The following is a 23,027-nucleotide window of genomic DNA, read 5'->3' as shown; positions in this document are numbered from 1 at the left end:
TGACATGAAGATCGAAGCGCGGATTTTCGAGCTGCTCACGGTGTTCTTCGTCATCGTGGCAATCGTGTACGGCTACTTCACCGGGCAGTCGCGCACCGGCGTCGAGTGGGCGGGCACCACCGCCACCGTGCTCACCGCCGGCTTGTCGCTGATCATCGGTACCTACTTCCGGTTCGTCGCGCGTCGCCTCGACCTGCGCCCTGAGGACTACGAAGACGCCGAGATCGTGGACGGTGCAGGCGATCTGGGCTTCTTCTCGCCCGGCAGCTTCTGGCCCATCACCCTGGCCGCCGCTGGCTCCATCACCGCACTCGGCTTCGCGTTCTTCCAGCTCTGGCTGATCGCCATCGGCGTGGTGTGCGTCCTCGGTGCCGCCGCTGGTCTGGTGTTCGAGTACTACCTGGGCCCGGAGAAGCACTGAGCTACGAGTTTCGAACAAAGCGCCCCATCGGAATCCGATGGGGCGCTTTGCTTTGGCTGCCCGTCCCTCATAGCCGGGCAGCCCCTCGGTGGGCTATCAGATGCCGAAGGCGTGCATGAGGCGGTTGGTGGAGCGAGGAGCGACCCCCGCGAGGCCGCGCAGGGTGCGCGCGAAGCGGGGCTCGAGGCGGGTCGGTCGAGTGCGGATGGCGGTTTCGATCCAGCGGGCCGCCTCGGCGAGCTCGCGTGTGGGATCCTCGCTGAAGTGCGCGATGGTCACCTCGGCGTCCACGCGGAGCGCGGGATAGTGCACGGAGGTCACCTGGATACCGCGCGGCGACAGTTCGGCGTCGGCGCACTGCCCGAAGGTGGTCCATGCGGCCTGGGAACTGGCGTAGGACGCGAAATTCGGTGCGGCGCCGGTATTCAAGCTCCACGGACCCACATTGACAACCTGCCCCGAACCGGAGTCGAGCATGGCGGGTAGCAAGCCGAGCGTCAGCCGCAGCGGGCCGAAGTAGTTGGCCGCCATCATGCGCTGGTAGTCGCGGAAACGGTCGAGTGACTGCGTGACCGGCCTGCGCAGCGGACGGCCCGCATTGTTGATCAGGACGTCGACGGCGCCGAATTCGTTCAGCACCCAGGCGACGAGCTGGTCCACATCACCTAGCGCGGAGATGTCGCAGCGACACCAGCTCGCCTGCCCGCCGATGTCGGCGATCTCGTTGCAGGCGGCGACCAGTTGATCGCCACGCCGGGCGACCAGCAGCAGCTGAGCACCCTGCGCGGCGAGCCGTGCCGCGGTGGCGCGGCCGATCTCGGAGCAGGCGTCGGTCACCAGGACGCGCAGGCCTTCGATCGATTCGGCCGGCCGTTGTCGTTTGCGATCGGTGAATCGGGCAGGGGCGGGGCGAAATTCGAGCATCGGAACAGCACCCTTCACAGGAGATGAGCTGAACAAACGCATCGACACCCCGCCGACAGTGCCGAAGTCGACCGCCCGCGCCCGCTGGCAGCGACAAGCTACCGGCTGGCGACTACGGGCGGCGCAACAGGAGTCTAATCCGTGGAGTCGTAGCGCAGGGCCTGTTCGGAGTGACAGATCTCATCGATTCCGGACACGATGTCGCGCAACAGTTCCGAGGGCAACGCCGAGGGCCGCAAACGGCAGGTGAAGGTGATCAGACCGTGGTCTTCGGCGGGTAGACCGTGCGCCGCGGCCTCCGATTGCAGGTACTTCGAGCGCACACCGTAGGTCATCGCGGAGATGACGGTGAAGCAGCCGGTCCGCTCCCGGTGTCCGGCAAACAGATCGTGCAGTCGGTAGAACACCGAGGTGTAGCTCGACAGCGGCGCGAAAATGGCCACCCGGTAGGCGGGTCCGCGTTCGGACGAGCTGATCACCGTATCGGCGAGGTACTCCGCGTCGCGCAGCGTCAGCACCTTCGGGGCGAACATCAGCGCGCCCGCTGCGGCATTGCGCACCGGGGCGCCCGCGCGCCCGCCCGCGGCAGAGGCGATGACGCCCAACGACTTTCTGGTCTTGGTGCCGACCTCGCGGCGCGCACGCAGCGATCGGGTCGGTGTGGTGGGGTAGAGGCTTGACCACTGCCCGAAGCGCACCGTGCCCAACTGCACGTGGCCGGTGCCGACGGGCCGCGACACCTTCAGCGGCGCGGTGTCGACCCAGCGACCCACCTGCAACGCGGCATTGCCAGGGCGAGTGATTTCGGCGTAGGCGTGTTCGACGAAGGAGTCGAAATCGAGGAACCGGTCGGCATTGGTGGTCAGCCAGGTGTGGTCCTTGTCGATATCGACCGCATCGAGGGTGAGCGCGGTGATGATGCCCGCGCGCCCGCCCGCGCCGAGGATCCGGTGGAACCGCTCGGTGTGGTGGTTGCGTCCGCAGGTGCCGATGCGCCCGTCCGGATCGACGTATTCCAGATCGACGATCTGGTCGATGAACATGCCATACGTGTGCGAGGCGGTGCTCACACCGCCGACCGACGCGAAACCGCCTGCGGTGATGTCGCGGTGGTCACCGACGATCGGCAGGCCGAGGCCGTGCGCGCCGAGCCTGCGGTCGATATCGGACAGCTTGGCACCGGCCTGCACCCGCACCGTGCGCCTGCCGAGATTGATATCGAGCACCGCGTTCATCCGCCGTAGCGAGACCACCGCACGCTGATCGGGCAGCGAAAGCCCGTCGTCGAACGGCTCACCTCCGCGTACCGTGAGCCGGTCGGCGCGACTGCGTGAATCTCGCACAGTGCGAACGACATCCGCAGTGTCACGGGGTAGATATTCTTCGGCGGCGACAGTGTGCGGCGTGCTCATGGCACGAAAGCTAACCACAGCGCGGCTTCCTCTGCTCGCCCGAAGTCGGAGGTTACCGGCCCTGCGGGGAAAGCCGCTGGCTGAACAGCACAGATCCGGTCGCGTCGCACAAATTCACCGTCAGCTCCCTTGACTTGCCGTCGATCAGGACCTCGCCGAAATGTTGGAAGTCGCCGTCCAGTGGCGAGGCGTTCTGGACCGCTGGGGCGTGCACGAAGACCGCTTCCGGACCGAAGGTCGTGTCCAGTGGATTCGGGCCGAACGCACCGGCGTTCAGTGGTCCGGAGACGAACTCCCAGAACTCGTCGAAGTCGGTGAACGCGGCGCGCTCCGGCGAATAGCGGTGTGCCGCCGTGTAGTGCACGTCCGCGGTCAGCCAGACGACACCGCCCACCTTGTTCGCTTTGATCGCCGAGAGTACCTGGGCGATCTCGGTTTCGCGGCCGGACGGTGCGCCGGGATCGCCGTTGGCGGGGCCCTCGAAGGCGGTCTCGCCGTCCTTGACGATCACGCCGAGCGGCAGGTCGTTGGCGACGATCTTCCAGGTGGCCTTGGAGTCGCGCAGACCCTCGATCAGCCATTTCGTTTGTGCCGGACCGAAGATCCGTCCGTTGGGTCCGTTATTGCCGCCGTTGGTGTCCTTGTAGGTCCGCATATCCAGCACGAAGATCTCCAGCAGCGGGCCGTAGGAGATTTTGCGGTAGAGGCGTCCGTCCGCGGCTTCCTTGGGCTCCAGCGGCATCCACTCGTGGAAGGCCTGCCAGGAGCGGGTCGCGAGGGTGTCCATGCTGCGCTCGGAGTAGCCCTTGGACTCGGCGACCGAGCCGCCGGGGTACCAATTGTTGACCGTCTCGTGGTCGTCCCACTGCACGAGCTGGGCGACCGAGCTGTTGAAGCGTCGGTAATTCTGATCGGTCAGGTTGTAGGCGAAGTTGCCGCGGAACTGATCCAGGGTTTGGGCGACAGCGCTTTTCGCCTCGGTCACCACATTGCGCCACACCCGGCCGTCGGGCAGCGGCACCGATTCCTTCAGCGGGCCGTCGGCGTAGATCGAGTCGCCGGAATGGATGAACAGGTGCGGGTCGCGCGCGGCCATGGTGGAGAAAATCTTCATGCCGCCCAGGTCGGGGTTGATGCCGTAGCCCTGGCCGACGACATCGCCCGACCACTGCAGCTTGATATCGGAGGCGCCGGTGGGCACGGTGCGGAAGACGCCGGTGATCGGTTCGGAGGCCGCGCCGTCCTCGCCCTCCAGAGTCACCCGATAGTGCACCTGCCGGCCCGCGGGCAGGCCGTTGACGCGTACCCGCCCGGTGCCGTCGGAGTCCGGGGTCAGCAGTGGACCGGTGAAGCGCTTGGCGTCGGTGAAGGATTCGGTGGCCGCGGTCTCCACGGTCAGCTTCGCGGGCCGATCCGAACGCGCCCAGATCAGCGCGCCGTCGGTGCGTGGGTCGCCGACCGCGACGCCGTGGGTGAGATTCGGGCGGAGGCGGACCAGCGCGGGCCCGTCGTTCGAGCAGGCCGCCAGCGCCGGCGCGGCCACCAGACCGAAGGCGGAGGTGCGCAGCAGCGTGCGCCGGGAGAGGCCGAAGTCCTTACTACCGAAAGCCATGTCGCCCACTTTGGCGCAGGGAGTCCAACACCTTGTGAACAAGCGTTGTCTGGGTGGCCAACAAGGGACACGGCGGGGTTGCCGGTCCGTCGTGGCGAGACAACGGCCTCACCGGCCACAGCGGCGAACGGGCTGCCGCCGAGGTCCTCGCCGCCCGACCGCACCGCGAGCGGCACCATCGGTCGCCGTACAGGCCTGTTTTGGGCGGGTTCCGCTGCTACCGAAATGGTTGCGGCGTAACCTCTTACGCGGCGTCGGGCGGTAGCTCGAAGTCAACGGCCGGTGCGACGCCCCGAGCGAGGAAGTCGGGGCGTCGCGTCGGCACCGTCAGATCGTGTTGTCGCAGGGCACCTCATGGCGCGTACCGCGTCTTCGGGAAGCCTAGGCGGCCAGTGCGCGCCGTGGCCCGGGTCAGGAGGGGAGTTCGTCCAGCGCGGTCAGGAAGCCGTCGGACGGATAGATGCACAGCTCGTCGGTGTCGTGCTGGGTCGCCGCGGCCAGGTCGATGGCGCCGTGATGCCACCAGTACACATCCTGGCTGACCGGCCACGGGCGTTGCGTGTAGCCGAGCACAGCGAGTTGGGCGAGCACGGTCGTCGCGCGAATCACCTCGAGGTTCGTCACCGGATACGCGTAGATGTGGCGCTGTGACGGGACCACGAATACCGTCCCCGCCGGTCCGACAACGGGATAGTCACCGAGCCATTTCGCGTGCGCGGTGATGTAGTCGGAAATGCCGCACAGCATGGTGATTTCGACGCCCGCCGCCTGCGGAGTGTCGAACGCGTGGGTGACCATCTCCAGTGGCCCGTCCGCGCGAGTGTTGCGCTCGGCGAGTGCGAACAGCTCGACCTCGTCGATCGGCCACTGCCGCAGCATCGGATAGGTGATCGGCACCATTGTGTGCACCTGGTCGATCAGCACCCGCTGCATGAGGCCGGGGGCGACCCTGCGTCGCACCACATCCCGCGCCCTACCGTGGGCGGAATAGAGCCTGGTCCTGATCAATCCGCGCATCATGGTGAAATCGCTGGTGTCGAGCGGGTCGTGATCGACCTCGAGGTCGAGTACGCCGGTGCTGAGGTAGTCGGCCACCAGCGCGGGCCACTGGTCCCTCGGCTCCTCGGCGGCCATCCGCCGTAGATTCGTCAACCCGACAAGCACATGCCCCGCCGGGCCGGACAACACCACGTCATCGGATACCGCCCGACAGGAGTAGCCCAGCTGGTGCGCCGCCGCAACGGTGAGTGTCATCAGCAGATCGGGCGACGAATCGACCATGGCGGCCCCCTCGCTCATGCTGCGGAGCGTCAGGATTCGGCGCGACTGCCGATGCCCCGCGGTGTGCCGGAGTCGGACACGTACTCAGCTGATTGTGCACTGAGGGGCCGCTGCGCATCAGGTGGTTGTCGGATCCGGCCTGCGCGGACACTTTCACGTCGACCCGCGGCATCGGGCGGTTACTCGCTAAGGTGTCCGCGCAGCAGGGGTACTCAGCGAGCCGACAACGCGTCCAGTCGCCGATGCAACTCCGCGGCCCAATCCGTGTGCTCCAAGGAGCCGTAATCCACCCACAGCGCGTCGAGCACATCGCGTCCGGCGGAGATCAGGCCCGCTCGTTTGTCGGCCTCCAGGATCACGCTCATGCCGTGATCGGCCGCGACGAACGTGACCTCCAGCTGTGCCAATCGTGGAAACCGAGGCGACCCGGAGAATTCGATCTCCTGATAGAACGGCAGCTGCTGCGGCGTGTTGTGCAGCCACCCGCCCTCCACATCGGCACTGCGCAGCTGAAACCCCAAGCGCTCCACGGCGTCGAGGACAACATGCTGTGCGGGCAAGGCGCCGACCCCGATCGGATCGCTGTCCCGCGGATCGACCGCGCCGCTCACCTCGACGATGGTCCGCAGCGAAACCGCGACTCCAGGAAGGTGTCTGCCGTTGTAGAAGGTAATCGGCGTCTCCATCGGCGCCCGTACCCCGAACGGAATCTCGACCACCTCGCCCGGCGCCACCTCGAACCAGCTCCGCACCTCGAGCCGGCCGAATCCGAGATCCCGCACGTCCTCGACATCGTCGAACTCCCGCTCTACCCGGGTGACGAACTCGACCGCGACGCGCTCGATGTGTTGCCGAGTAGGGCCGCTCCGCAACCGAATGACCCCCTCGGCGTGCCCGCCCGGCTGCACGCCCGGGGTAAACAACTCGGTCTCTACCTCGGCCCCGCCGACGCCGACAGCCGCCATCAACTTCCTGAACATCCTCGAACTGTCTCAGCCGTACTCGGCGCGCGCCGATCCATGTGACCGAGATCATCGAGCGGCCGGAACTGCGAGTCGCGCACCATGGTTAGCGAATGCGCATGCTGCACCCAGCGGTGGTTTGCGGGCCTCGCAGGTCGAGCGCCCGACCGATAGGGTAAAGCCGCTGGATTATTCGGACGAGAACGATGGGGGGACAGATGCCATCCCCCAACGGGCACAACCCTCGCCCGCAGCCGTATCCGCCGCCGCAGGGCCAGCGGTACTCGCCCGGATCTGCCTATCCGGCTGCCCGGCCGCCCACTACTGAGCAGCCCTCCGAGCCCGTGCGTCGCGCGAGGCCGCAGCCTCCAGGGCAGCAGTCTTCGTCTCGCCAGCCGTACCCGCCTGCGCCCGTGCGTCCGTCCAGGGAGCGGCCGCCGGCACAGCCGTCCACGTCCGAGCAGCCGCATCCGCCTGCGCGAGTCCGTCCATTCACGGAGCAGCCGCAGACAGGGCAGCCGTCCCGATCCGAGCCGGTGCGTCCAGCGCGAGAGCAGTCTCCGGCGCGGCCGTCGTCTTCTGCCGGGCACGGACACCCACCCGGATCTGTCCGTCTGCCAAGGGAACAGCCGCTGGGCGGCGACTCACCCCGGCCTCGGTCCACCTACCCATCCGGGCCGGTCCGCCGACGGGGTGAGCAGACGTCGGACGGGCCGCCGAACCCGACCGGGTCTGCACGTGCCCCGAGAGAGCAGCCGCTGGCGCGGCCGTTGCCTCCTGCTGGGCGGGAGCGCCTACCTGAGTCTGTCCGTCAGCCAAGGGAGCAGCATTCGTCCGGGGAGCCGACTCGGTCTCGGGCTACATACCCGTCCGGGCCGGTGCGTCGGCCCGGGGAGCAGCCGCCGTCTGGGCCGCCGAACCCGCCGAGGTCTGTACGCCCGCCGGGAGAAGAGTCTCCGGCGCGGTCGTCGTCTCGCGCTGGAGGTGAGCGCCTACCCGAGTCTGTCCGTCCGCCAAGGGAGCAGCAATCGTCCGGGGAGTCATCCCGGTCTCGGCCTGCATACCCGTCCGGCCCGGTGCGTCGGCCCGGGGAGCACTCGCCGTCCGGGCAGCCGCCGGGGTCTGTGCCTCCGCCGAGGGAGCAGTCTCCGGTGCGACCGTCTCCCGCTGCTCGGCCGCACCTGCCAGGGTCGGCCCGTCTGCCGAGGCAACAGCCTCCAGTTGGGCCACGCTCGCCTGAGTCCGAGCGTCCGTCCCGAGGACATGCTCCGGGCGAGCCGGACCCGGGTGGGCTCGAGGGCCCACTCGGACACCAGCCTCCGATGGGATATTCGTCACGATCCGGGCGGCCGTACTCTCCCGGATCTGAGCGGCCGTACCGAGGAAACGTTCCGGCCGAGTCATACCCGGATGGGCCGGAGCGTCCACCGAGGGATCAGGCTTCGGGTCCGCATCGGCAGCCACACCCTCCTGGGTCCGCGCGCAGACCTGGACAGCGGACGCAGTTACCCGGATCTGCCCGTCGGCCCACGGAGCAATCTCCGGATGATCCGTACCAGGATGAGCTGTACCCGGATGAGCCGGTGGGAGCGCCGAGGCAGCGGCAGTCTGCGCGGCAGCCATATCCAGAGGAACCCCGGCGGTCTCCGGATCGACAGTTTGCCGAGGCGGACGAACCGGATGAGCTGCTCGACGAAAGCGATGGTGCCACCGGGTTTGTGGTGGTGTTCGGTTCGATCCTGGTCGGGGTGCTCGCTATCACCGCGATCATCGGCGTCCGGGAGTACAACGAGCAGGCCGACATCAAGGCCGCCGGTGCCGCCGACAACCAGACCACTACGCAAAGTTCCACGCCATCGGCCGCGCCGACTTCGGGCCAACCGGTCGCCCCCGCGACCGCGTCGAGTCCGACCACACCTGCCACGACTGCCAGTGACCGCTGGGTCGCCGCCACCTACAACGCGCAGACCGACAAGGTGTCCTGGGTCCGCAGCGCCGTCAGTGGGGAGGCCGCAGCCAAGGAAGCCGATGCGGCCTGCGGCACCGGCTGCCCACCCGCCCGCTGGTCCCGCAATGGCTGTATCACCCTCGTCATCGGCCAAATCGACGGCTGGGGCTCCGAACGCGGCGAGACCATCGCTGAAGCCGAAAGCAAAGCGGTCAGCAACGCGGAAACCGTTTACGGCATTTCTGGACCCTTCAGCCTCTGGACGAAATGCGCACTCGAATAGCCGACGAATGGCTATTCGGTGCGGCCGGTCCGGTGCGCCGCTGTCACGAATGCGGTGCAGGCGTCAGGGTTTTTATCGCCGGCAACTGTTTCGACTCCGCTATTGACGTCGACCGCGAAAGGGTTGACCCGCGCTATCGCCTCGACGATGTTGTGCGGTCCGAGTCCACCGGCGAGGATCACCGGGCAACCGAGATCGCGTAGCGCAGACACCACTGCCGCGCTCACCGACCAGTCGTGGGTGCGCCCGGTGCCGCCGAGTCGGTCTGCGGTGCGCGAATCCAGCAGTACGGCATCACAATCCGACGCCGTCCGCAGCGCGGCGTCGACCGCCTCCGGTCCGAGGACATGGATCGCCTTGATGATCTTCCGACCACCGGCGTTCTTGTGCACCGCACGGAGTGTGTCGGCCGATACCAGACCGTGGACTTGAATCATGTCCACGCCGACCCGATCGGCGAGCTCCACGATCGCGCCCGCCTCTTCGAGGTGGGTCACCAGGACGCGGGTGACGAATGGCGGTACGACACGGGAGAGTTCGGCAGCACGCTCGGCATCGAGCGCGTCCTCACTGAAATGCGTGACACCCGAAATGAACCCGACGGCGTCGGCCCCGGCTGCCACCGCGATCCGCAGATCGGCTTCGGACCTGATCCCGCAGATCTTCGCGCGCACTGTCACGGCTCGACGATAACGGCCGGGAGCGCGCACTCGCGCGTTCCCGGCCGGGTGAACGAACTAGCTGGCGGCCGATTCAGGAATGCGGGTGGCCTCGCGGTGGCCGGAGGGGACACCCTTCTTGAGGCTGGCGGCATAGACATCGACGTACTCCTGGCCACCGAGCCGCATGAGCTCGTACATGACCTCGTCGGTGACGGCGCGCTCGACGAAGCGATTGCCGCCCATGCCTTCATAGCGCGAGAAGTCGATGGGGGTACCGAATTTGACGGTGACCTTGCGGCGCTTCCAGCGGAAGGGTCCGGGCGGGCTGACCTCGTCGGTGCCGATGACAGCGACCGGGATGACGGGGACGCCGGTCTCGAGCGCAAGGCGCGCCAGCCCGGTCTTGCCCTTGTACAGGCGACCATCGGGGGAGCGGGTGCCCTCGGGGTACAGGCCGACGAGGCGGCCCTCATCGAGCAGCTTGCTGGCGGCGTTGAGGGCATCCTCGGCCGCGTCGGCACCGGTGCGGTCGATCGGGAACTGACCGGAGGTGGTGAAGAACCACTTCTGGAACGCACCCTTGATGCCCGGGGTGTTGAAGTACTCGGCCTTGGCCAGATAGTTGATTCGCCGCGGACTCAGCAGCGGCGCGAACAGCCAATCCGCGAAGGAGAGGTGATTACCCGCCATGATTGCCGGACCGTCCGCCGGAATGTTCTCTACACCCTCGACCGTGGGCCTGTTGTAGAGATGCATGAACGGTCCCAGCAGCACAAACTTCAGCAGCCAGTAGAACATAACGTCCTTCCCCCGGGACCGGGATAGTTGCGGGCATACCTGCGTCAGTTGCCGACTTTACCGCTGGTTACAGATCACATCCAAGCCGAGCGGCGGATCTCACCACATGTTCTCAGTGGCTGATCGGTCTGTTCTCAGTGGCTGGTACGCGCGACCCGCGAACGGCTGCGTCCCGAGTCGATGAGCGTCGCCCTCGCGAGCTCGGCGGCGCCGATCATTCCAGCCGCCTCACCGAGTTGTGTGGTGCGAATCCGAGCCAGCGGGCGGTGCCCCGCGCCGGTGATCGCGCGGGCGTATTCCTCGCGCGCCTCGTCCAGGAACAGCGGCGCCGAACTGCTCACCCCGCCCGCGATGACGACCAGATCCGGGTCGAAGATATCGCTGACGAAGGCGAGACCGAGCCCGAGCCAGCGCGCGAAGTCCGCCATGACCTGCACCGCGAGCGGGTCGCCGTCCTGTGCGGCACCGGCCACCCGGCGCCCGGTCAGTGAGCCGGGATCGCGGAATATGTCCCTGGCCAGGACCGTCGAATGCACCGGGTCGGTGGCCAGCATCTCGATCGCGGTGTCGGCCAGCGCTGTTCCGCTGCAATACCTTTCCCAGCAACCACGTTTCCCGCACGGGCACGCCCGCCCATCCGGCACCACCTGCAGATGACCGAGTTCCGGCGCGACGCCGTGGGTGCCCCGATACAGTTCACCGTCGATGAGCAGCGCCGCGCCGATGCCGGTGCCGATCGCGACGAGCACCACGTTGTGCCCGCCCGCCGCGGCACCGAACCGGTACTCGGCCCAGGCCGCCGCATTGGCATCGTGCTCCAGGATCACCGGAAGCTCGAGACGTTCGCTCAGTCGCCGCGCGACCGGCGTGTCTTTCCACGGCAGATGCGGAGCGAACCGGACGGTCGACCGGTCGGCGGTGATGAACCCGGCCACGGCCAGCCCCACCGCGCTGATCGGATGCCGACGGCACAGCTCGCGGACCACGCGATCCAGCGCGTCCTCCAGGGCGCGCGCCGAATGGGGGGTCGGCGCCTGGACGGTATCGAGCATCTCGCCGTCGCCGTCGACCACCGAGGCGCGAATGTTGGTGCCGCCGACGTCGATACCGACGGTCAGCGGCCGCGCGCTCGCCATCTGGCGCGTCATGCCTTGATCGTCACGGGGATGCTGACGTATGCGGAACGCTTGCGGCCGGAGCGCTGCGTGCTCGGGCCGTCGTGCGCGTTCCCGGTGGCGCTGTCGTCGTTCGGCATCGAATCGTCTCGTGGTGTGTGATTGTGGGGCACAGAGTTATCGTCCGACGTACCCGTCGGCGCATCATCGTCGGGTGGTAGCACCGGCTCGACCGGCACCCCGGCCAGCGCCTCACGCAACACCGTGATGATCGCGGTGCCGTGATCGGCCACCGTCGCGAGCACGTCATGGTGCTCTCCGCGCACTAGTGCCGCGGCCGCGCACACCGGGCACCAACTGCAGCTCGACCACTCGGTCTGACCCTCGACGGCGGCATGCCGCAGCACCGGCTCGACCCGCTCCAAGACCGCCTCGGCCAGCAACTTCAGCTCCGCCGCGAACTCGCCGAGCCCGTCGACGTCGTCGAAAACACCACGACCGTGGGCATGGCCCTGATCAGCATGGGCCCCACCGTCATCGCCGCCGCTCATACCGGCCAGGCCTCCGGATCGGGACGAAAACGCACGACCAGGTGGCCCTCGTCGAGTTCGGCTCCGTCGACCGTGCACCGCCGCAACACCGGCGCCAGGCGCACGCGGCGCCGGGTCCCGTCCGCTCCCACGATCAAATCGTCCTCCACTCGTCCCAGTCGCAGCGTCGCCGGATCGACGACGGGCAGGTGCATCCGCAGCGCGTACACCGAATGCAGTCCGGTGCCCGATTCCAATCGAACCACCGGATCCCCGGAACTTGTGCGAACCTCCGCCGGATTGTCGCGCAGTGCCGAGTCCACGTCCACCGCATACGACAGCGCCGCAAGCGAGGTGAGCCCGACGGGTTCGGGGCCGCTGTGCTGGGCGATCAATACCGGAGTGCCCCGCAGATCTCGTTGTAGTCGCGCGATCACGTCCAGTTGCTCACCACGCCGGTTCTGATACCAGTACACCGCGGGATGCGCTGTTTCCGGATCGTCGGGCGCGGGCGAAGGCGGCAGCACCTTGTTCACCACCACAGCGTCCAACCGCAGGCCGAGCAGTGCCGCGGCCGAACGGACCCGCTCGGATTCGGCGACCGCCACCGTTTCGGCGACGGTGATCAGTCTGGCTCCGGTGCGTCCGTGGTCGGCGAGCAGATCACGCACCTCGGTGACCGCGGTGACGATCTTTTCGACGGTCGCCGCCAGCACCGCGCTGCGCAGATCGGTGCCGATGGTGCTCATCGCGCGGGCGTGCGGCGGCCAGATGCGCTCCAGATAGCCGAGCAGGGTGTCCGGTGCGGTGATGATGCGCAGCATGTCCGCCGAGGGCGGGCAATCCACGACGATTACATCCCAGTCGTCCTCGTTGGCGAACTGGGTGATCTCCACCAGCATCAACAATTCCTGCACGCCAGGCAGCCCGGTCAACTCGGCGGGATCAAGCGCGGCGAGATCGATGCCGTGATCGTGCCCGGAACCCGTCGCCAGCATCCGCACCACCTCGCGGAACCGATCCTCCAGCAGCGCAAGGGAATCCACTTCGATCACGTCGAGGCCGGGCAGCACGTTCGCGATCCCGGTCATCGTGCCCGCGTCGTGCGGGAATCGGAAGCCGAGCGCGTCGCCCAGTGAATGCGCCTGATCGAGCGAGGCGACCAGCACCCGCGAACCGGCCCGCGTGTACGACATCGCGGTCGCGCACGCCAACGTCGTCTTTCCGACTCCGCCTTTGCCGATGAACAGTTCGACCCGGGTGCGGCGCACGGTCCCGTTCCCGTCCGCGATCAGCCTTCGACCCGTTTCTTCAGTTCTTTCAGCGCGGTATCGGTGATCACCTTCTCGGCCTTGCGCTTGAACATGCCGATCATCGGGATGTTCAAGTCGACGGTCAGCTCGTAGGTCACTTGTGTGGTGCCATCGGGCTGGTCGATGAGTTCGTAGGTGCCGTCCTGCGCCTTCTGCAGGTCACCGCTGACGAGAGTCCAGCTGACGGCCTTGTTGTCCGGGCGCCAGGTATAGGACAGCACGTAGGTGTCCTTGACGACGCCCGCGTCGAGTACGAAACGCGCGGTGCGCGCCTGGCCGTCGACACTCTTCTCCAGCACCTCGACGGACTTCGCCGCCGATACCCACTCGGGGTAGGACTCCAGGTCGGCGATGACAGACATCACCCGTTGCGACGGTGCCTCGATGATGATCGACCTCTGGGTCCTGTCGGCCATGGCGGACAACGGTTCCTTTCCAGCTACGGTGCTGTGCCTTCGATGGTGCGCGGCCTTCTGAATGCTCCAGCGGTGTGCGCGTCAGGATGCGCTGGCGGCAGGTGCGACGCCGGCCGGGCGGCCTGCCTCCAGTCGCGCCTTCACCTCGAAAGACATATTCCTACCCGCCACCCGGCGCGCCCGATTGGCCGCGAGTAGCGCACGCGGCGACATCCGGTTCGCCGACCAGGGCTCGGCATGCAGGAAGTAGTGCAGTATCACCCCGTCCAGCGAGGGCTGCAGCCATACTTCCATGGTTCCGGTCAGCCCGCCGGTCACCGCCCAGCGGATTCCCTTGTCGCCCCGGTCTTCTCGCACCTCGAGGGTGAGGTCGGGCCACCAGCGGCGCCAATTGTTCGGGCCCGCCACGATGTCGGCGACCGCGGCCCCCTCGGCGGCGACGAAGGTCTGATCTGCGACCTGGATGCTGCTCACCTCGCTGAGCGTAATGGATGGCCGCGCGGCGTTCACCGCAGCAGGTGGCGCAGGCGGGCGCCGAGGCTGTCCCAGCGCCACTGCTGTTCGACCCAGGCTCGGCCATCGGCGCCCATACGGGCGGCGGCGTCGCGATCGGACAGGATGTCGACGATAGCCTCGACGATCTCGGAGGTTTTGCGTCCGTCCACCACCCGGCCGGTCTTGCCTTCCATCACGGTCTCCGGCGCGCCGCCCGAGTTGCCCGCCACCACCGGCACACCCGACGCGGAGGCCTCCAGGTAAACGATGCCGAGCCCCTCGACATCGAGACCGGCGCCACGAGTCCGACTCGGCATCGCGAACACATCCGCGAGGGTGTGATGGGCCGCCAGCTCCGAGGACGGCACCCGGCCGGTAAACACCACATCCTCGGCGACACCGATAGCAGCGGCCAGCCCGTGCAGCTTCTCCTCGTACGGCCCGCCGCCCGCGATCACCAACACCGCACCAGGGATGCGCTCGCGGATCTCGCGCATGGCGACGATCAGCGCGTCCTGACCCTTGCGCGGGACGAGCCGCGACAGACACAGGATAGTCGGCCGATCATCGAGCCCATAACGATCGCGCAGCTCCGCGCGCGCCGCCGGATCCGGCCGGAACACCTCGGTATCCACTCCCGGCGGCAGATACTCGAGCGCCGCGTTCGCACCGAACGCGGAAGCGAACCGTCCACGCGTATACCGACTGACATAAGTGACGACATCGGTGTGCTCACCGATCTGCCGCAAAGCCTGTCTGGCACCGGGCAGCATCGACCAACCCACCTCATGCCCATGCGTACTCGCCAGAATCCGCTCGGCCCCAGCCCGCCGCAGCATCGGCGACATCAACGCCAACGGCGCAGCCGCACCGAACCAGACAGTGTCACAGTTCTCACTACGCAGTAGCCGCGCCGCCCGCCGTGTCACCAGCGGCGTCGGCAACATCAAGGTCGTCGGATGGCGGATCACCTGAAACTTCTGCTTGGCATCGAACTTCAGATGGCTGTCCCCACGCCACCGTGGTGCGTAAACCACCAGATCATCCGGCGGCAACTCACCGGCCAACGCTTGCAGATACGACTGGATACCGCCTGGCCGAGGCGGGAAATCATTGGTAACCAGCAGAGTTCGGGCCATGCGCAACAACCTACTGGGTCTGATTTGCAGCGCCTGCGGCGCTGCGTGTTCGCGGCCCTGGAAGCAAGCCGGACCGCGAACGTCAGGGCAGGTGCTGTGTGTTGTCTTGTATCAAGGCTGTGGGCCCGCTCCGGTGGTGGTCGGGGTTCTGAGGTGTTGGCGGCGGGTGGATCGGTGGTGGGTGCGTTGGGTGACCGTTCGAGACGGCCGGTCTTCCACGCTGGAAGAGGTTCGGAGTCTCGGTTCACTCGAAAGACGGTGGCCTGCCGAGGTCGTGCGTCGGTGGCGGTGCTTGCGAATCGCCAGGGATGCGGTTCCGTCGCGCGGCGGTCGGAAACGTCAGGCGGCCTGGGGGGTTAGCCAGGCGCGCCAGTCGGCGACGAAGTCTGCTCGGGTGGTTTGTAGGACTTCTTGCAGGATTCGGTCCTCGGAGGCGGTGTCCTGCTTGCTTGCGGCGATGCGGCGGTAGAGGTCCACCAGGCGGGTTTCGTCATATTTGTCGGCGATGAAAGCGCAGACTGTCCAGGCTTGTTCGTAGGCGAGTACGGCCGTTGTGCCGGTGAATGCGGCCGCGGTGGGGAGGTCGGTAGGGAGGTCGGCTGCGCGGGCTTGCGTGGTGACCGTTGGTGCGACGTCGCCGAAATGGTGGCCTTGGCCGCGGTGGGCGGCGTATTCGGCGAAGCCCTCCAGCATCCATGGGGGAGCGCCGTCGACGGTTTTTGCGCGCGTGGCGACGTGGGTGAGCTCGTGGCGCAGCAGGGTGCGCAAACCGTCGGGGGAGAGGCGGCGGCCTGCGTCGGGGCTGAATACGACTCGCTGGGCTGTTGGCTGGGTGCCGGGGGTGAACGCGTCGGCGATGGAGGCGGCGGCGACATCCGAGGGCAGATCAGTAGTCGAACGCAGCAGCGCCGCGAACTCCGCGGGCGCGGATGCCACGATCACCAGCGCCGACTGGGCCCAGTCCGGTCCCCACAGTTCGGTGACGGCGGTGGTCGCATCGCCGAGTTCGCGGGCAAGGATATCGATTTCGATTCGCTGGGCCGGATGGCCGACGACAAGCGACTCCTGCCCGGCCCCGGTCGGGACTACTCGAGTGACGAGTTGGCCGAAGGGTTCGATGGTGCGGCGGACCTGCGCCAGCCGCGGATCGTTGTCGGCGGCCGCGACCTGGCCGAGGCTATCGGCCCTGGCCTGTTGGGCGGCCCGCAGTTTCGGCAGCACCGGATTCGGCACCATGAGCAGCACGACACAGGTGCCGGTCAGCATCATCACCATCGCGACAGTGAGGACGAACTGGAATCGCCGCCGGGCCGACAACCAGGCGCGGACCTGCCGGACAGTGGTCACGGCTGCGCCGCTCCGACAGGCGCTGTGTCGATGATTCGTTCGTTTCGCGCGCTGTGCCGTCGCTGCGCTCGCTCACCGATTCGCCCTTCGACGGGCGCTGCCTCACCGATTCGCACGCTCATAGCGACTCAGTATCGCCGAGCGGAGTGATACGGCGTCGAGCCCATGGGTGCCACGGCTACCGGGACACCGAAAGTGGAGGCGTGCAACATGAGTCCGTTGCCCGCGTAGATGCCGACATGGGTGATGTCGGAGTAGAAGAACACGACGTCGCCGGGTTGCAAATCCTCCCGGTCGACGGGGGTGCCGTAGCCGGCCTGCTGCGAACTGGTCCGCGGCACGTTCTTGCCGACCTGTTTGAAGGCCCACTGCACCAGGCCGGAACAGTCGAACTGGCTAGGGCCGGTCGCGCCCCAGACGTAGGGGTCGCCGATGCGGGTGAGTCCCGCCGCGAGCGCGCTGGTTCCGCTGCCGGGCACGAGGCCGCGCAGCAGGCTGTCGCGGTCGAAGCCGGGAGGGAAGGGGGAGCCTGCCAGTGCCGTCTTGTCCTTGGCCGACAGCGTGCTCCATGCGGAGACCACCTGCGCGATCGCACCGGAGAGGTCCGCGCGCTTGCGTTCCAGTTCGGCGCGGACCTGGTCCGCCTTGGTCGCGGCGGCGCGGGCATCGTCGTCGGCGGCGCGGGCGGCCGACTCCGCCGCGGTGGCGACATTGGTGGCCGACTTGTAGAGGTTCAGCTGATCGGAGGTCTTGGCCGACAGCACATCGAGCGTGGACATCTGGTCGAGCAGTTGCTGTGGCGAGTTGCTGGCCAGCACGGCGAACAGCCGGTTGGTCCGCGCGCCCTGGTAGGCGGCGATGACGGTGCGGTCGACGATCGGCTGGAACTTGCGCACCTCGTTGCGCGCACTGTCGGCGACCTCGGTGCTCGCGGTCAGTTTGGCATCGGCGTCGCGCTGGATGGCGAGCTTGGCGTCGAGATCGGCCTGCACGTTCAGCGCCTGCTGGTTGAGCTGCTCGGACTGCCTCGACAGGTCGATCATCCGCTGTACGGCCTCACCCGCCGTGGTCGGCAGGGCGGCCGGATCGGCTCCGGCTGGACTGCCACCGTAGAGCGTTGCGGCCAGGACTCCGGCCGCGAGTGCCCCTCCCACCAGACGTTTTGTGCTTTGTCTCCGGTGTTGTGCCACAGCCTGCCGTGCCCCGCTCTCTCGTCAGTGATCGGACGCAGTTCCATCAGTGAGCCCTGTGAACTCCGTGAGCTGCGAGAACGGTGGTTCTTCTACCCGCAGCTTCGGAAGGTCTCATTTAGGTTACGGAACGGCGTACGTCTGTGTCCAGTAGGGCACGAAATGATCACGTACGCCATCCCGACGGCCCGCCGTGTCGTAGCGCGGGGCGAGTGGATCAGAAGTGGCGAGCTCCGGCGACCGGCATCGACGAGATCGGGGCGATCATCACCGGGGTGCCCGAGGTCGACGCGTGGATCACGTTGCCGTCGCCCGCGTACAGGCCGGAGTGGCCGCCGCCGTAGAACGACACCAGGTCGCCCGGCTGCAGGTTGTCCAGCGAGGCCGGGGCGCCCGCGGCGAGCTGCGCGCCGCTGGTGCGGGGCAAGTCCATGCCCGCCTGCTCGTAGGCCCACTTGACCAGACCCGAGCAGTCGAACGCGTTCGGGCCCGCGGCGCCGTAGACGTACGGCGAACCCAGCTTGGTCATCGCGGCGTCGAGCGCGACCTCGCCGAGGGTCTTCTTGGGCGCCATGAAAGGCAGCGGCGCGGGCGGGTTGCCGAGCTGGATGCCGGGGATGTCCGCCGGGATCGGGATCTCGTTGGGAACCTCGAAGGTTCCGATGCCGGGGATGGTCACCGGCTGTGCCGAGGCGGGGGCGGCCGGAAGAAGGAACGCGCCGATGGTGGCAGCGCCGACGGCTCCGGCGGCAACGGCACGCTGCGCCTGTCGCTTGACGGTGTTGATCGCCATGATGCGGTACTCCGAATCTGCCCCACGACGCCGTACCCGGTGGTGCGGCGGACTTCGTTTCACCGGCCCTGCGGCTCGGCGGAACTCCGTGAGGTCTCAAAAAGGTTACGAACACATCACGGTGGTTTGTAAAGTCGGGCACATCCGAAATGTCGATACTCAACAAAAGTGCGACACATAAATTGCGAGATGAGTCACAGCAATCACGAAACGATAACAACCGACCGTTATCGACGGGCGTCCGAGTTGCTACCCGGCGCGTCGGGGGTGCTGTCTGGGTCGGTTTGCTCGTCGATTTTTGGGACATTTCCCAAGGTCGCAGCCGCCATACCACTCGTGATAGCGACTTGGTACCGAACGGGCTGTCGGCGCCGCCGCGACACGCGGTAGCACCCCGATGGCTCCGGTCCGGCACGATCGGGCGCGCCCGACCGATTGATGCAATTCAGCTAATAATGTGATCTGGGTCACTTTTGCGAATTGAAGATCATTTCGCGGGTATCAGAACGAAAACCTCGCGGATGAATACGGACATTTCGTGTGCGGTGTCGCGTGCGCGTTCCTGTCGGACCAAGGTCATACGCTGCACGCCGTGCCCGACCCCGTACCGCGCCCGGCCGCCGCCAAGCAGCTGGCCTTCGATGAGCTCGATACGCCGCTCTACGACACCACCTTCGTGGTCGTCGACCTGGAGACCACCGGGACCAGTCCGGACGGTGACGCGATCACCGAGATCGGCGCGGTCAAGGTCCGCGGCGGGGAGGTACTCGGCGAATTCGCCACGCTGGTCAACCCCGGGCAGGAGATTCCGCCCGCGATCGTCCAGATCACCGGGATCACCACCGCCATGGTGTACGAAGCGCCCAGGATCGAAGCGGTGCTGCCCGGCTTTCTGGAGTTCGCGGCGGGGGCGGTTCTCGTCGCGCACAATGCGCGGTTCGATATGGCCTTCCTGCGCGCCGCTGCGGCCCGCAGCGAGACCCCATGGCCCTCGGCGCCGGTGCTGTGCACGGTGAAGCTGGCAAGGCGGGTACTCACCCGTGACGAGGCGCCCTCGGTCCGGCTGGGTCTGCTCGCGCCGCTGCTCGGTGCGAGCACCCAGCCGACGCACCGCGCCCTCGACGACGCCCGTGCCACCGTCGACGTCCTGCACGCGCTGATCGCCCGCGTCGGCAATCAGGGGGTGCACAGCCTCACCGAACTGCTCGACTACCTGCCAGGGGTCACGTCCCGGCAGCGCGCCAAGCGCGTGTTCGCCACCGACCTGCCAGGCAGCCCCGGCGTCTACCTGTTCCGCGGTCCCTCCGACGAGGTGCTCTACATCGGCACCGCGGTGAACCTGCGCCGCCGGGTCCGCAACTACTTCACCGGTTCCGAGACCAGGGGCCGGATGAAGGAAATGGTGTCGCTGGCTACTCGGGTCGACCATGTGGTGTGCGCGCACGCGTTGGAGGCGGGCGTGCGCGAGTTGCGCCTGCTCGTCGCGCACGCGCCGCCGTACAACCGGCGCTCGAAGTTTCCCAAGCGCGCCTGGTGGATCACGCTCACCGACGAACCCTTCCCGCGCTTCGCGATCGTCCGAACGCCGAACCGGGATGCGCTGGGCCCCTTCAACTCTCGGATGGATGCCACCGAGGTGGCGGTCACGGTCGCGGAGTACACCGGCCTGCGCACCTGCACCACTCGGCTATCGGGTGCGGGTCGCCACGAATGTCCGCACGCGGTGGTCGGCGGCTGCCCTGCCGCGGGCGTCACCGGAATCCCTATTAATAGAGAGGAATACGCGCCCGCACCGGCGGCCGTCCGCGCACTGTTCGCCGGGTACTCCGACGCGCCACTGCGCGGCATGCTCGATCGCATCGAAACCCATTCGCGTGCGGAACATTTCGAAGCGGCGACCCGGTTGCGCGATCGCGTGGTCGCGGTAGTGCGCGCCCTGCGCCGTACCCAGCGCCTCGCCGCGGTCGCCTGCATCGCCGAACTGATCGCCGCGCATCCGGACGGCGCCGGCGGCTGGGAGTTCTCGGTGATCCGCTACGGTCGCCTCGCGGGCGCGGGACACGCGGCGCGGGGTGTATCGCCGATGCCGGTTGTCGAACGCATAGTCGCCGCGTCGGAAACCGTCATCCCCACCGGTGCCGACTCGAGTGCCGGTGCACTCCGTTCCGCCGACTCCGAAGGTGCCGACGAGACATCGGTCGTGGTCGATGTGGGCTCCGGCCACCTGCTCCCGCTCGGGGCCGCAGGGTTGTCGGAGGGTATCGCGCCGAATATGCCGCCGCTGCGCGGTGCGTCCCCGGAAGAAGTCGCACTCGTCGCGCGCTGGCTGGCGCGGCCAGGGATCCGGATCGTGCGCGCTACCAACGGTTACGGTGAGCCCGCGTATGGGGCAGGCCGCTGGATGGGGTGGGTCGAACTGGCGGATGCGGCGGCGCGCGCCGAACTCCAGGAAGAGGAGTACGCCGAGCGCCTAGGCTGACAGCCATGATTACCGCGATCGTCATGATCAACGCCGAGAACGCCCGTATCCCGGAAACCGCGCAGGCGCTCGCCGACACCGAGGGCGTCGCCGAGGTCTACTCCTGTGCGGGCGATGTCGATCTGATCGCGATCGTGCGGGTGCGCGATCATGAGCAGATCGCCGAGGTGGTGACCGACCGGATCGACAAGACTCCCGGTGTCGCTCGCACCATCACCCATATCGCGTTCAAGTCCTACTCCAGCGCGGACGTGGAGGCCGGTTTCTCGCTGGGTGAGTGAGCTCGACGGAGGAGTGCGTCAGCCGATCTGGATCGAGGACCCGCTGGACGTTCGGGTCTCACCCGGCACGATGGTCGCGGTCACATCGCCCCGGCAGCCGGAACCGGTGAAGATACTCACGGTCCTGTCGGTGTGGTTCTCGATGGCCAGGGTCACCGCTCCGCCGCCGATCTGCATGCAGCCGGACGGCCCGCGGTACACGGTGTTGTTGACGACCAGGGTCCCCTGCGCCGCGGAGGCGGCCGGTGCGATCGCGATCGTCCCGGCCACCGCTAGTACGCCGAGTACCGCGTAAACGCCCCGCTTCATGTGTGTGCTCCTCGCAAGTCGAACCGGGCGGCGCACGCCCGACGCCGAACAGGGCGAGGCGCCGGTTTGCGTCGTCACTCTAACTGCTGATGGCACGGCGTGACCGACGACATGCGAAGCGAAACATAGTTGTCACTATGCTCGCGGCTCCGGGCCCCATATTCGTTCTGGATATCCATTGCGAATGTGAATCCGGACAAACGGTGCGTGCGGCTCAGTTGTCGCCAAGCGTATCGGTCAGTTTCGACCACCGTTCGAGCAGCGCGGCGGATTTGCCCGCGTCGATAGCGGCGGCGGCCCGCTCGATACCGGCGGCCAGCGCGTCGTGCACATCGGCGTCGGGATCGCCGACGCCCTGGGACAGGTCGTAGGCGACGATGGCGGCGGCGGAGTTCACCAGGACGGCGTCACGGACGGCGCCGGGGGAGCCTGCGAACACATCGCGGGCAACGCCCGCGTTCACCTCGGCATCGCCACCGCGCAGCGCGTCCAGGTCCACCCGGGGGATACCGAGGCGGGTCGGGTCGATCGTCGTCTCCCGCAGCCGTCCACCCGCGACGATCCAGGCGGCGGTGGTGTCGGAGGTGGTGATCTCGTCCAAGCCGTCGTTGCCGCGGACCACCAGCGCGCTCGCGCCGCGCTCGGCGAACACGCCCGCAATCACCGGCAGCAGGTCAGCGAAGGCGCAGCCGACCAATCCGGCCCGCGGTTGCGCCGGGTTGGTGAGCGGGCCGAGCACATTGAAGACGGTGGGAATGCCTATCTCTTTACGTGCGGGTCCCGCGAAGCGCAGTGCGGGATGGAACAGCGGCGCGAAACAGAAACCGATACCGACCTCGCGGACACACCGGGCGACCGCCTCCGGCCCTAGGGAAAGCTTGACGCCGAGCGCCTCCAGCACATCGGCACCACCGCTCTTGGAGGACGCCGCACGGTTGCCGTGCTTGACCACCGGTACACCGGCCGAGGCCACCACGACCGCGGACATCGTCGAGATGTTCACCGAGCCGGACCGATCACCGCCGGTGCCGACAATGTCCACCGCATCGCCGTCGACATGAACAAGACGTGCGTGCGCGAGCATGCCGGAGGCCATGCCCGACAGCTCGGCGGGCGTCGGGCCCTTGATCTTCATGGCGACACCGAACGCGGCGATCTGCGCCTGCGTGGCGTTGTCGGTGAAGATCTCGTTGATCACCCATGCGGTGTCGTCCGCGGCCAGATCGCCACCATCGGCGAGGGTCCCGAGTACCTGGGGCCAGCTGCGCGAGCTCATGTCCACTTCTCCCGTCACACTGGTTCGCACACCAGTTTGTC

General features: G+C 67.5%; 22 protein-coding genes. 4 read left to right on the top strand and 18 right to left on the bottom strand.

Features of this window, described 5'->3' with window-relative positions; translation table 11 throughout:
- Positions 1–4 precede the first annotated feature (4 nt).
- Positions 5–421, top strand: coding sequence for a cytochrome c oxidase subunit 4 (locus ACFQZZ_RS14015; RefSeq protein WP_378679352.1), 417 nt, complete (start codon positions 5–7; stop codon positions 419–421).
- A 96-nt stretch (positions 422–517) separates the two neighbouring features.
- Here the strand turns inward: ACFQZZ_RS14015 and ACFQZZ_RS14010 are convergent, their stop codons facing one another.
- The 5 genes from ACFQZZ_RS14010 to ACFQZZ_RS13990 form a co-directional block, all read right to left on the bottom strand.
- A complete protein-coding gene (locus ACFQZZ_RS14010) occupies positions 518–1,345 on the bottom strand; it encodes an SDR family NAD(P)-dependent oxidoreductase (RefSeq protein ID WP_378679350.1) in 828 nt (275 codons plus the stop codon).
- 134 nt (positions 1,346–1,479) lie between these two features.
- Positions 1,480–2,757 carry an FAD-binding oxidoreductase gene (locus ACFQZZ_RS14005; RefSeq protein ID WP_378679348.1) on the bottom strand — a complete coding sequence of 426 codons (1,278 nt, stop codon included), beginning with the start codon at positions 2,755–2,757 and terminating at the stop codon, positions 1,480–1,482.
- Positions 2,758–2,809: 52 nt separating this feature from the next.
- Entirely contained in the window at positions 2,810–4,369 is a 1,560-nt protein-coding gene (locus tag ACFQZZ_RS14000; protein WP_378679345.1) for an alkaline phosphatase D family protein, read from the bottom strand.
- Positions 4,370–4,780: 411 nt separating this feature from the next.
- The gene (locus tag ACFQZZ_RS13995) at positions 4,781–5,668 is read right to left on the bottom strand and encodes a hypothetical protein (protein WP_378679343.1); all 888 of its coding nucleotides are present in this window, start codon (positions 5,666–5,668) and stop codon (positions 4,781–4,783) included.
- Between the two features lie 194 nt (positions 5,669–5,862).
- The gene (locus ACFQZZ_RS13990) at positions 5,863–6,630 is read right to left on the bottom strand and encodes a sporulation protein (RefSeq protein WP_378679340.1); all 768 of its coding nucleotides are present in this window, start codon (positions 6,628–6,630) and stop codon (positions 5,863–5,865) included.
- A gap of 1,700 nt (positions 6,631–8,330) precedes the next feature.
- Here ACFQZZ_RS13990 and ACFQZZ_RS13985 point away from each other — a divergent pair.
- Positions 8,331–8,843 (top strand): DUF4189 domain-containing protein, encoded by a 513-nt coding sequence (locus ACFQZZ_RS13985; RefSeq protein ID WP_378679338.1) that lies wholly within the window; start codon positions 8,331–8,333, stop codon positions 8,841–8,843.
- Positions 8,844–8,854: 11 nt separating this feature from the next.
- Here the strand turns inward: ACFQZZ_RS13985 and ACFQZZ_RS13980 are convergent, their stop codons facing one another.
- The 11 genes from ACFQZZ_RS13980 to ACFQZZ_RS13930 form a co-directional block, all read right to left on the bottom strand.
- Positions 8,855–9,523, bottom strand: coding sequence for a phosphoribosylanthranilate isomerase (locus ACFQZZ_RS13980; protein ID WP_378679335.1), 669 nt, complete (start codon positions 9,521–9,523; stop codon positions 8,855–8,857).
- A gap of 57 nt (positions 9,524–9,580) precedes the next feature.
- Positions 9,581–10,303 (bottom strand): lysophospholipid acyltransferase family protein, encoded by a 723-nt coding sequence (locus ACFQZZ_RS13975; protein ID WP_378679333.1) that lies wholly within the window; start codon positions 10,301–10,303, stop codon positions 9,581–9,583.
- A gap of 134 nt (positions 10,304–10,437) precedes the next feature.
- Positions 10,438–11,451: an ROK family glucokinase gene (locus tag ACFQZZ_RS13970; RefSeq protein WP_378679331.1), complete on the bottom strand. Its 1,014-nt coding sequence runs from the start codon at positions 11,449–11,451 to the stop codon at positions 10,438–10,440.
- The gene (locus ACFQZZ_RS13965; protein WP_378679328.1) at positions 11,448–11,969 is read right to left on the bottom strand and encodes a hypothetical protein; all 522 of its coding nucleotides are present in this window, start codon (positions 11,967–11,969) and stop codon (positions 11,448–11,450) included. Before ACFQZZ_RS13965 ends, ACFQZZ_RS13970 begins: the two co-directional genes overlap by 4 nt.
- On the bottom strand, positions 11,966–13,219 hold the full coding sequence (locus ACFQZZ_RS13960) for an ArsA family ATPase (RefSeq protein ID WP_378679326.1): 1,254 nt from the start codon (positions 13,217–13,219) through the stop codon (positions 11,966–11,968). Before ACFQZZ_RS13960 ends, ACFQZZ_RS13965 begins: the two co-directional genes overlap by 4 nt.
- A gap of 20 nt (positions 13,220–13,239) precedes the next feature.
- Positions 13,240–13,677 carry an SRPBCC family protein gene (locus tag ACFQZZ_RS13955; protein ID WP_378679323.1) on the bottom strand — a complete coding sequence of 146 codons (438 nt, stop codon included), beginning with the start codon at positions 13,675–13,677 and terminating at the stop codon, positions 13,240–13,242.
- 81 nt (positions 13,678–13,758) lie between these two features.
- On the bottom strand, positions 13,759–14,151 hold the full coding sequence (locus tag ACFQZZ_RS13950; RefSeq protein WP_378679320.1) for a polyketide cyclase / dehydrase and lipid transport: 393 nt from the start codon (positions 14,149–14,151) through the stop codon (positions 13,759–13,761).
- Positions 14,152–14,183: 32 nt separating this feature from the next.
- A complete protein-coding gene (locus tag ACFQZZ_RS13945; RefSeq protein ID WP_378679317.1) occupies positions 14,184–15,311 on the bottom strand; it encodes a glycosyltransferase family 4 protein in 1,128 nt (375 codons plus the stop codon).
- 339 nt (positions 15,312–15,650) lie between these two features.
- The gene (locus tag ACFQZZ_RS13940) at positions 15,651–16,658 is read right to left on the bottom strand and encodes a hypothetical protein (protein ID WP_378679314.1); all 1,008 of its coding nucleotides are present in this window, start codon (positions 16,656–16,658) and stop codon (positions 15,651–15,653) included.
- Between the two features lie 128 nt (positions 16,659–16,786).
- Positions 16,787–17,812 (bottom strand): NlpC/P60 family protein, encoded by a 1,026-nt coding sequence (locus ACFQZZ_RS13935; protein ID WP_378679311.1) that lies wholly within the window; start codon positions 17,810–17,812, stop codon positions 16,787–16,789.
- A 253-nt stretch (positions 17,813–18,065) separates the two neighbouring features.
- Positions 18,066–18,641, bottom strand: a complete 576-nt coding sequence (locus ACFQZZ_RS13930) for a C40 family peptidase (RefSeq protein ID WP_378679308.1) — start codon at positions 18,639–18,641, stop codon at positions 18,066–18,068.
- 592 nt (positions 18,642–19,233) lie between these two features.
- Between ACFQZZ_RS13930 and ACFQZZ_RS13925 the strand changes: the two genes are divergently transcribed.
- Positions 19,234–21,120: a DEDD exonuclease domain-containing protein gene (locus ACFQZZ_RS13925; RefSeq protein WP_378679305.1), complete on the top strand. Its 1,887-nt coding sequence runs from the start codon at positions 19,234–19,236 to the stop codon at positions 21,118–21,120.
- A gap of 5 nt (positions 21,121–21,125) precedes the next feature.
- Complete coding sequence (locus ACFQZZ_RS13920; RefSeq protein WP_378679302.1) at positions 21,126–21,401, top strand: Lrp/AsnC family transcriptional regulator; 276 nt, start codon at positions 21,126–21,128, stop codon at positions 21,399–21,401.
- Between the two features lie 18 nt (positions 21,402–21,419).
- Here the strand turns inward: ACFQZZ_RS13920 and ACFQZZ_RS13915 are convergent, their stop codons facing one another.
- Together ACFQZZ_RS13915 and trpD are read right to left on the bottom strand one after the other, a co-directional pair.
- The gene (locus ACFQZZ_RS13915; protein ID WP_378679299.1) at positions 21,420–21,710 is read right to left on the bottom strand and encodes a hypothetical protein; all 291 of its coding nucleotides are present in this window, start codon (positions 21,708–21,710) and stop codon (positions 21,420–21,422) included.
- 214 nt (positions 21,711–21,924) lie between these two features.
- Positions 21,925–22,986 (bottom strand): anthranilate phosphoribosyltransferase, encoded by a 1,062-nt coding sequence (gene trpD, locus ACFQZZ_RS13910; protein WP_378679296.1) that lies wholly within the window; start codon positions 22,984–22,986, stop codon positions 21,925–21,927.
- Between the last annotated feature and the right edge of the window lie 41 nt (positions 22,987–23,027).

It is taken from the genome of Nocardia sp. GCM10030253 (genome assembly GCF_042675075.1).
Classification (GTDB): domain Bacteria; phylum Actinomycetota; class Actinomycetes; order Mycobacteriales; family Mycobacteriaceae; genus Nocardia.
The sequence above is the reverse complement of the archived record's forward strand: the minus strand, read 5'-3'. Positions and strand labels throughout refer to the sequence as shown.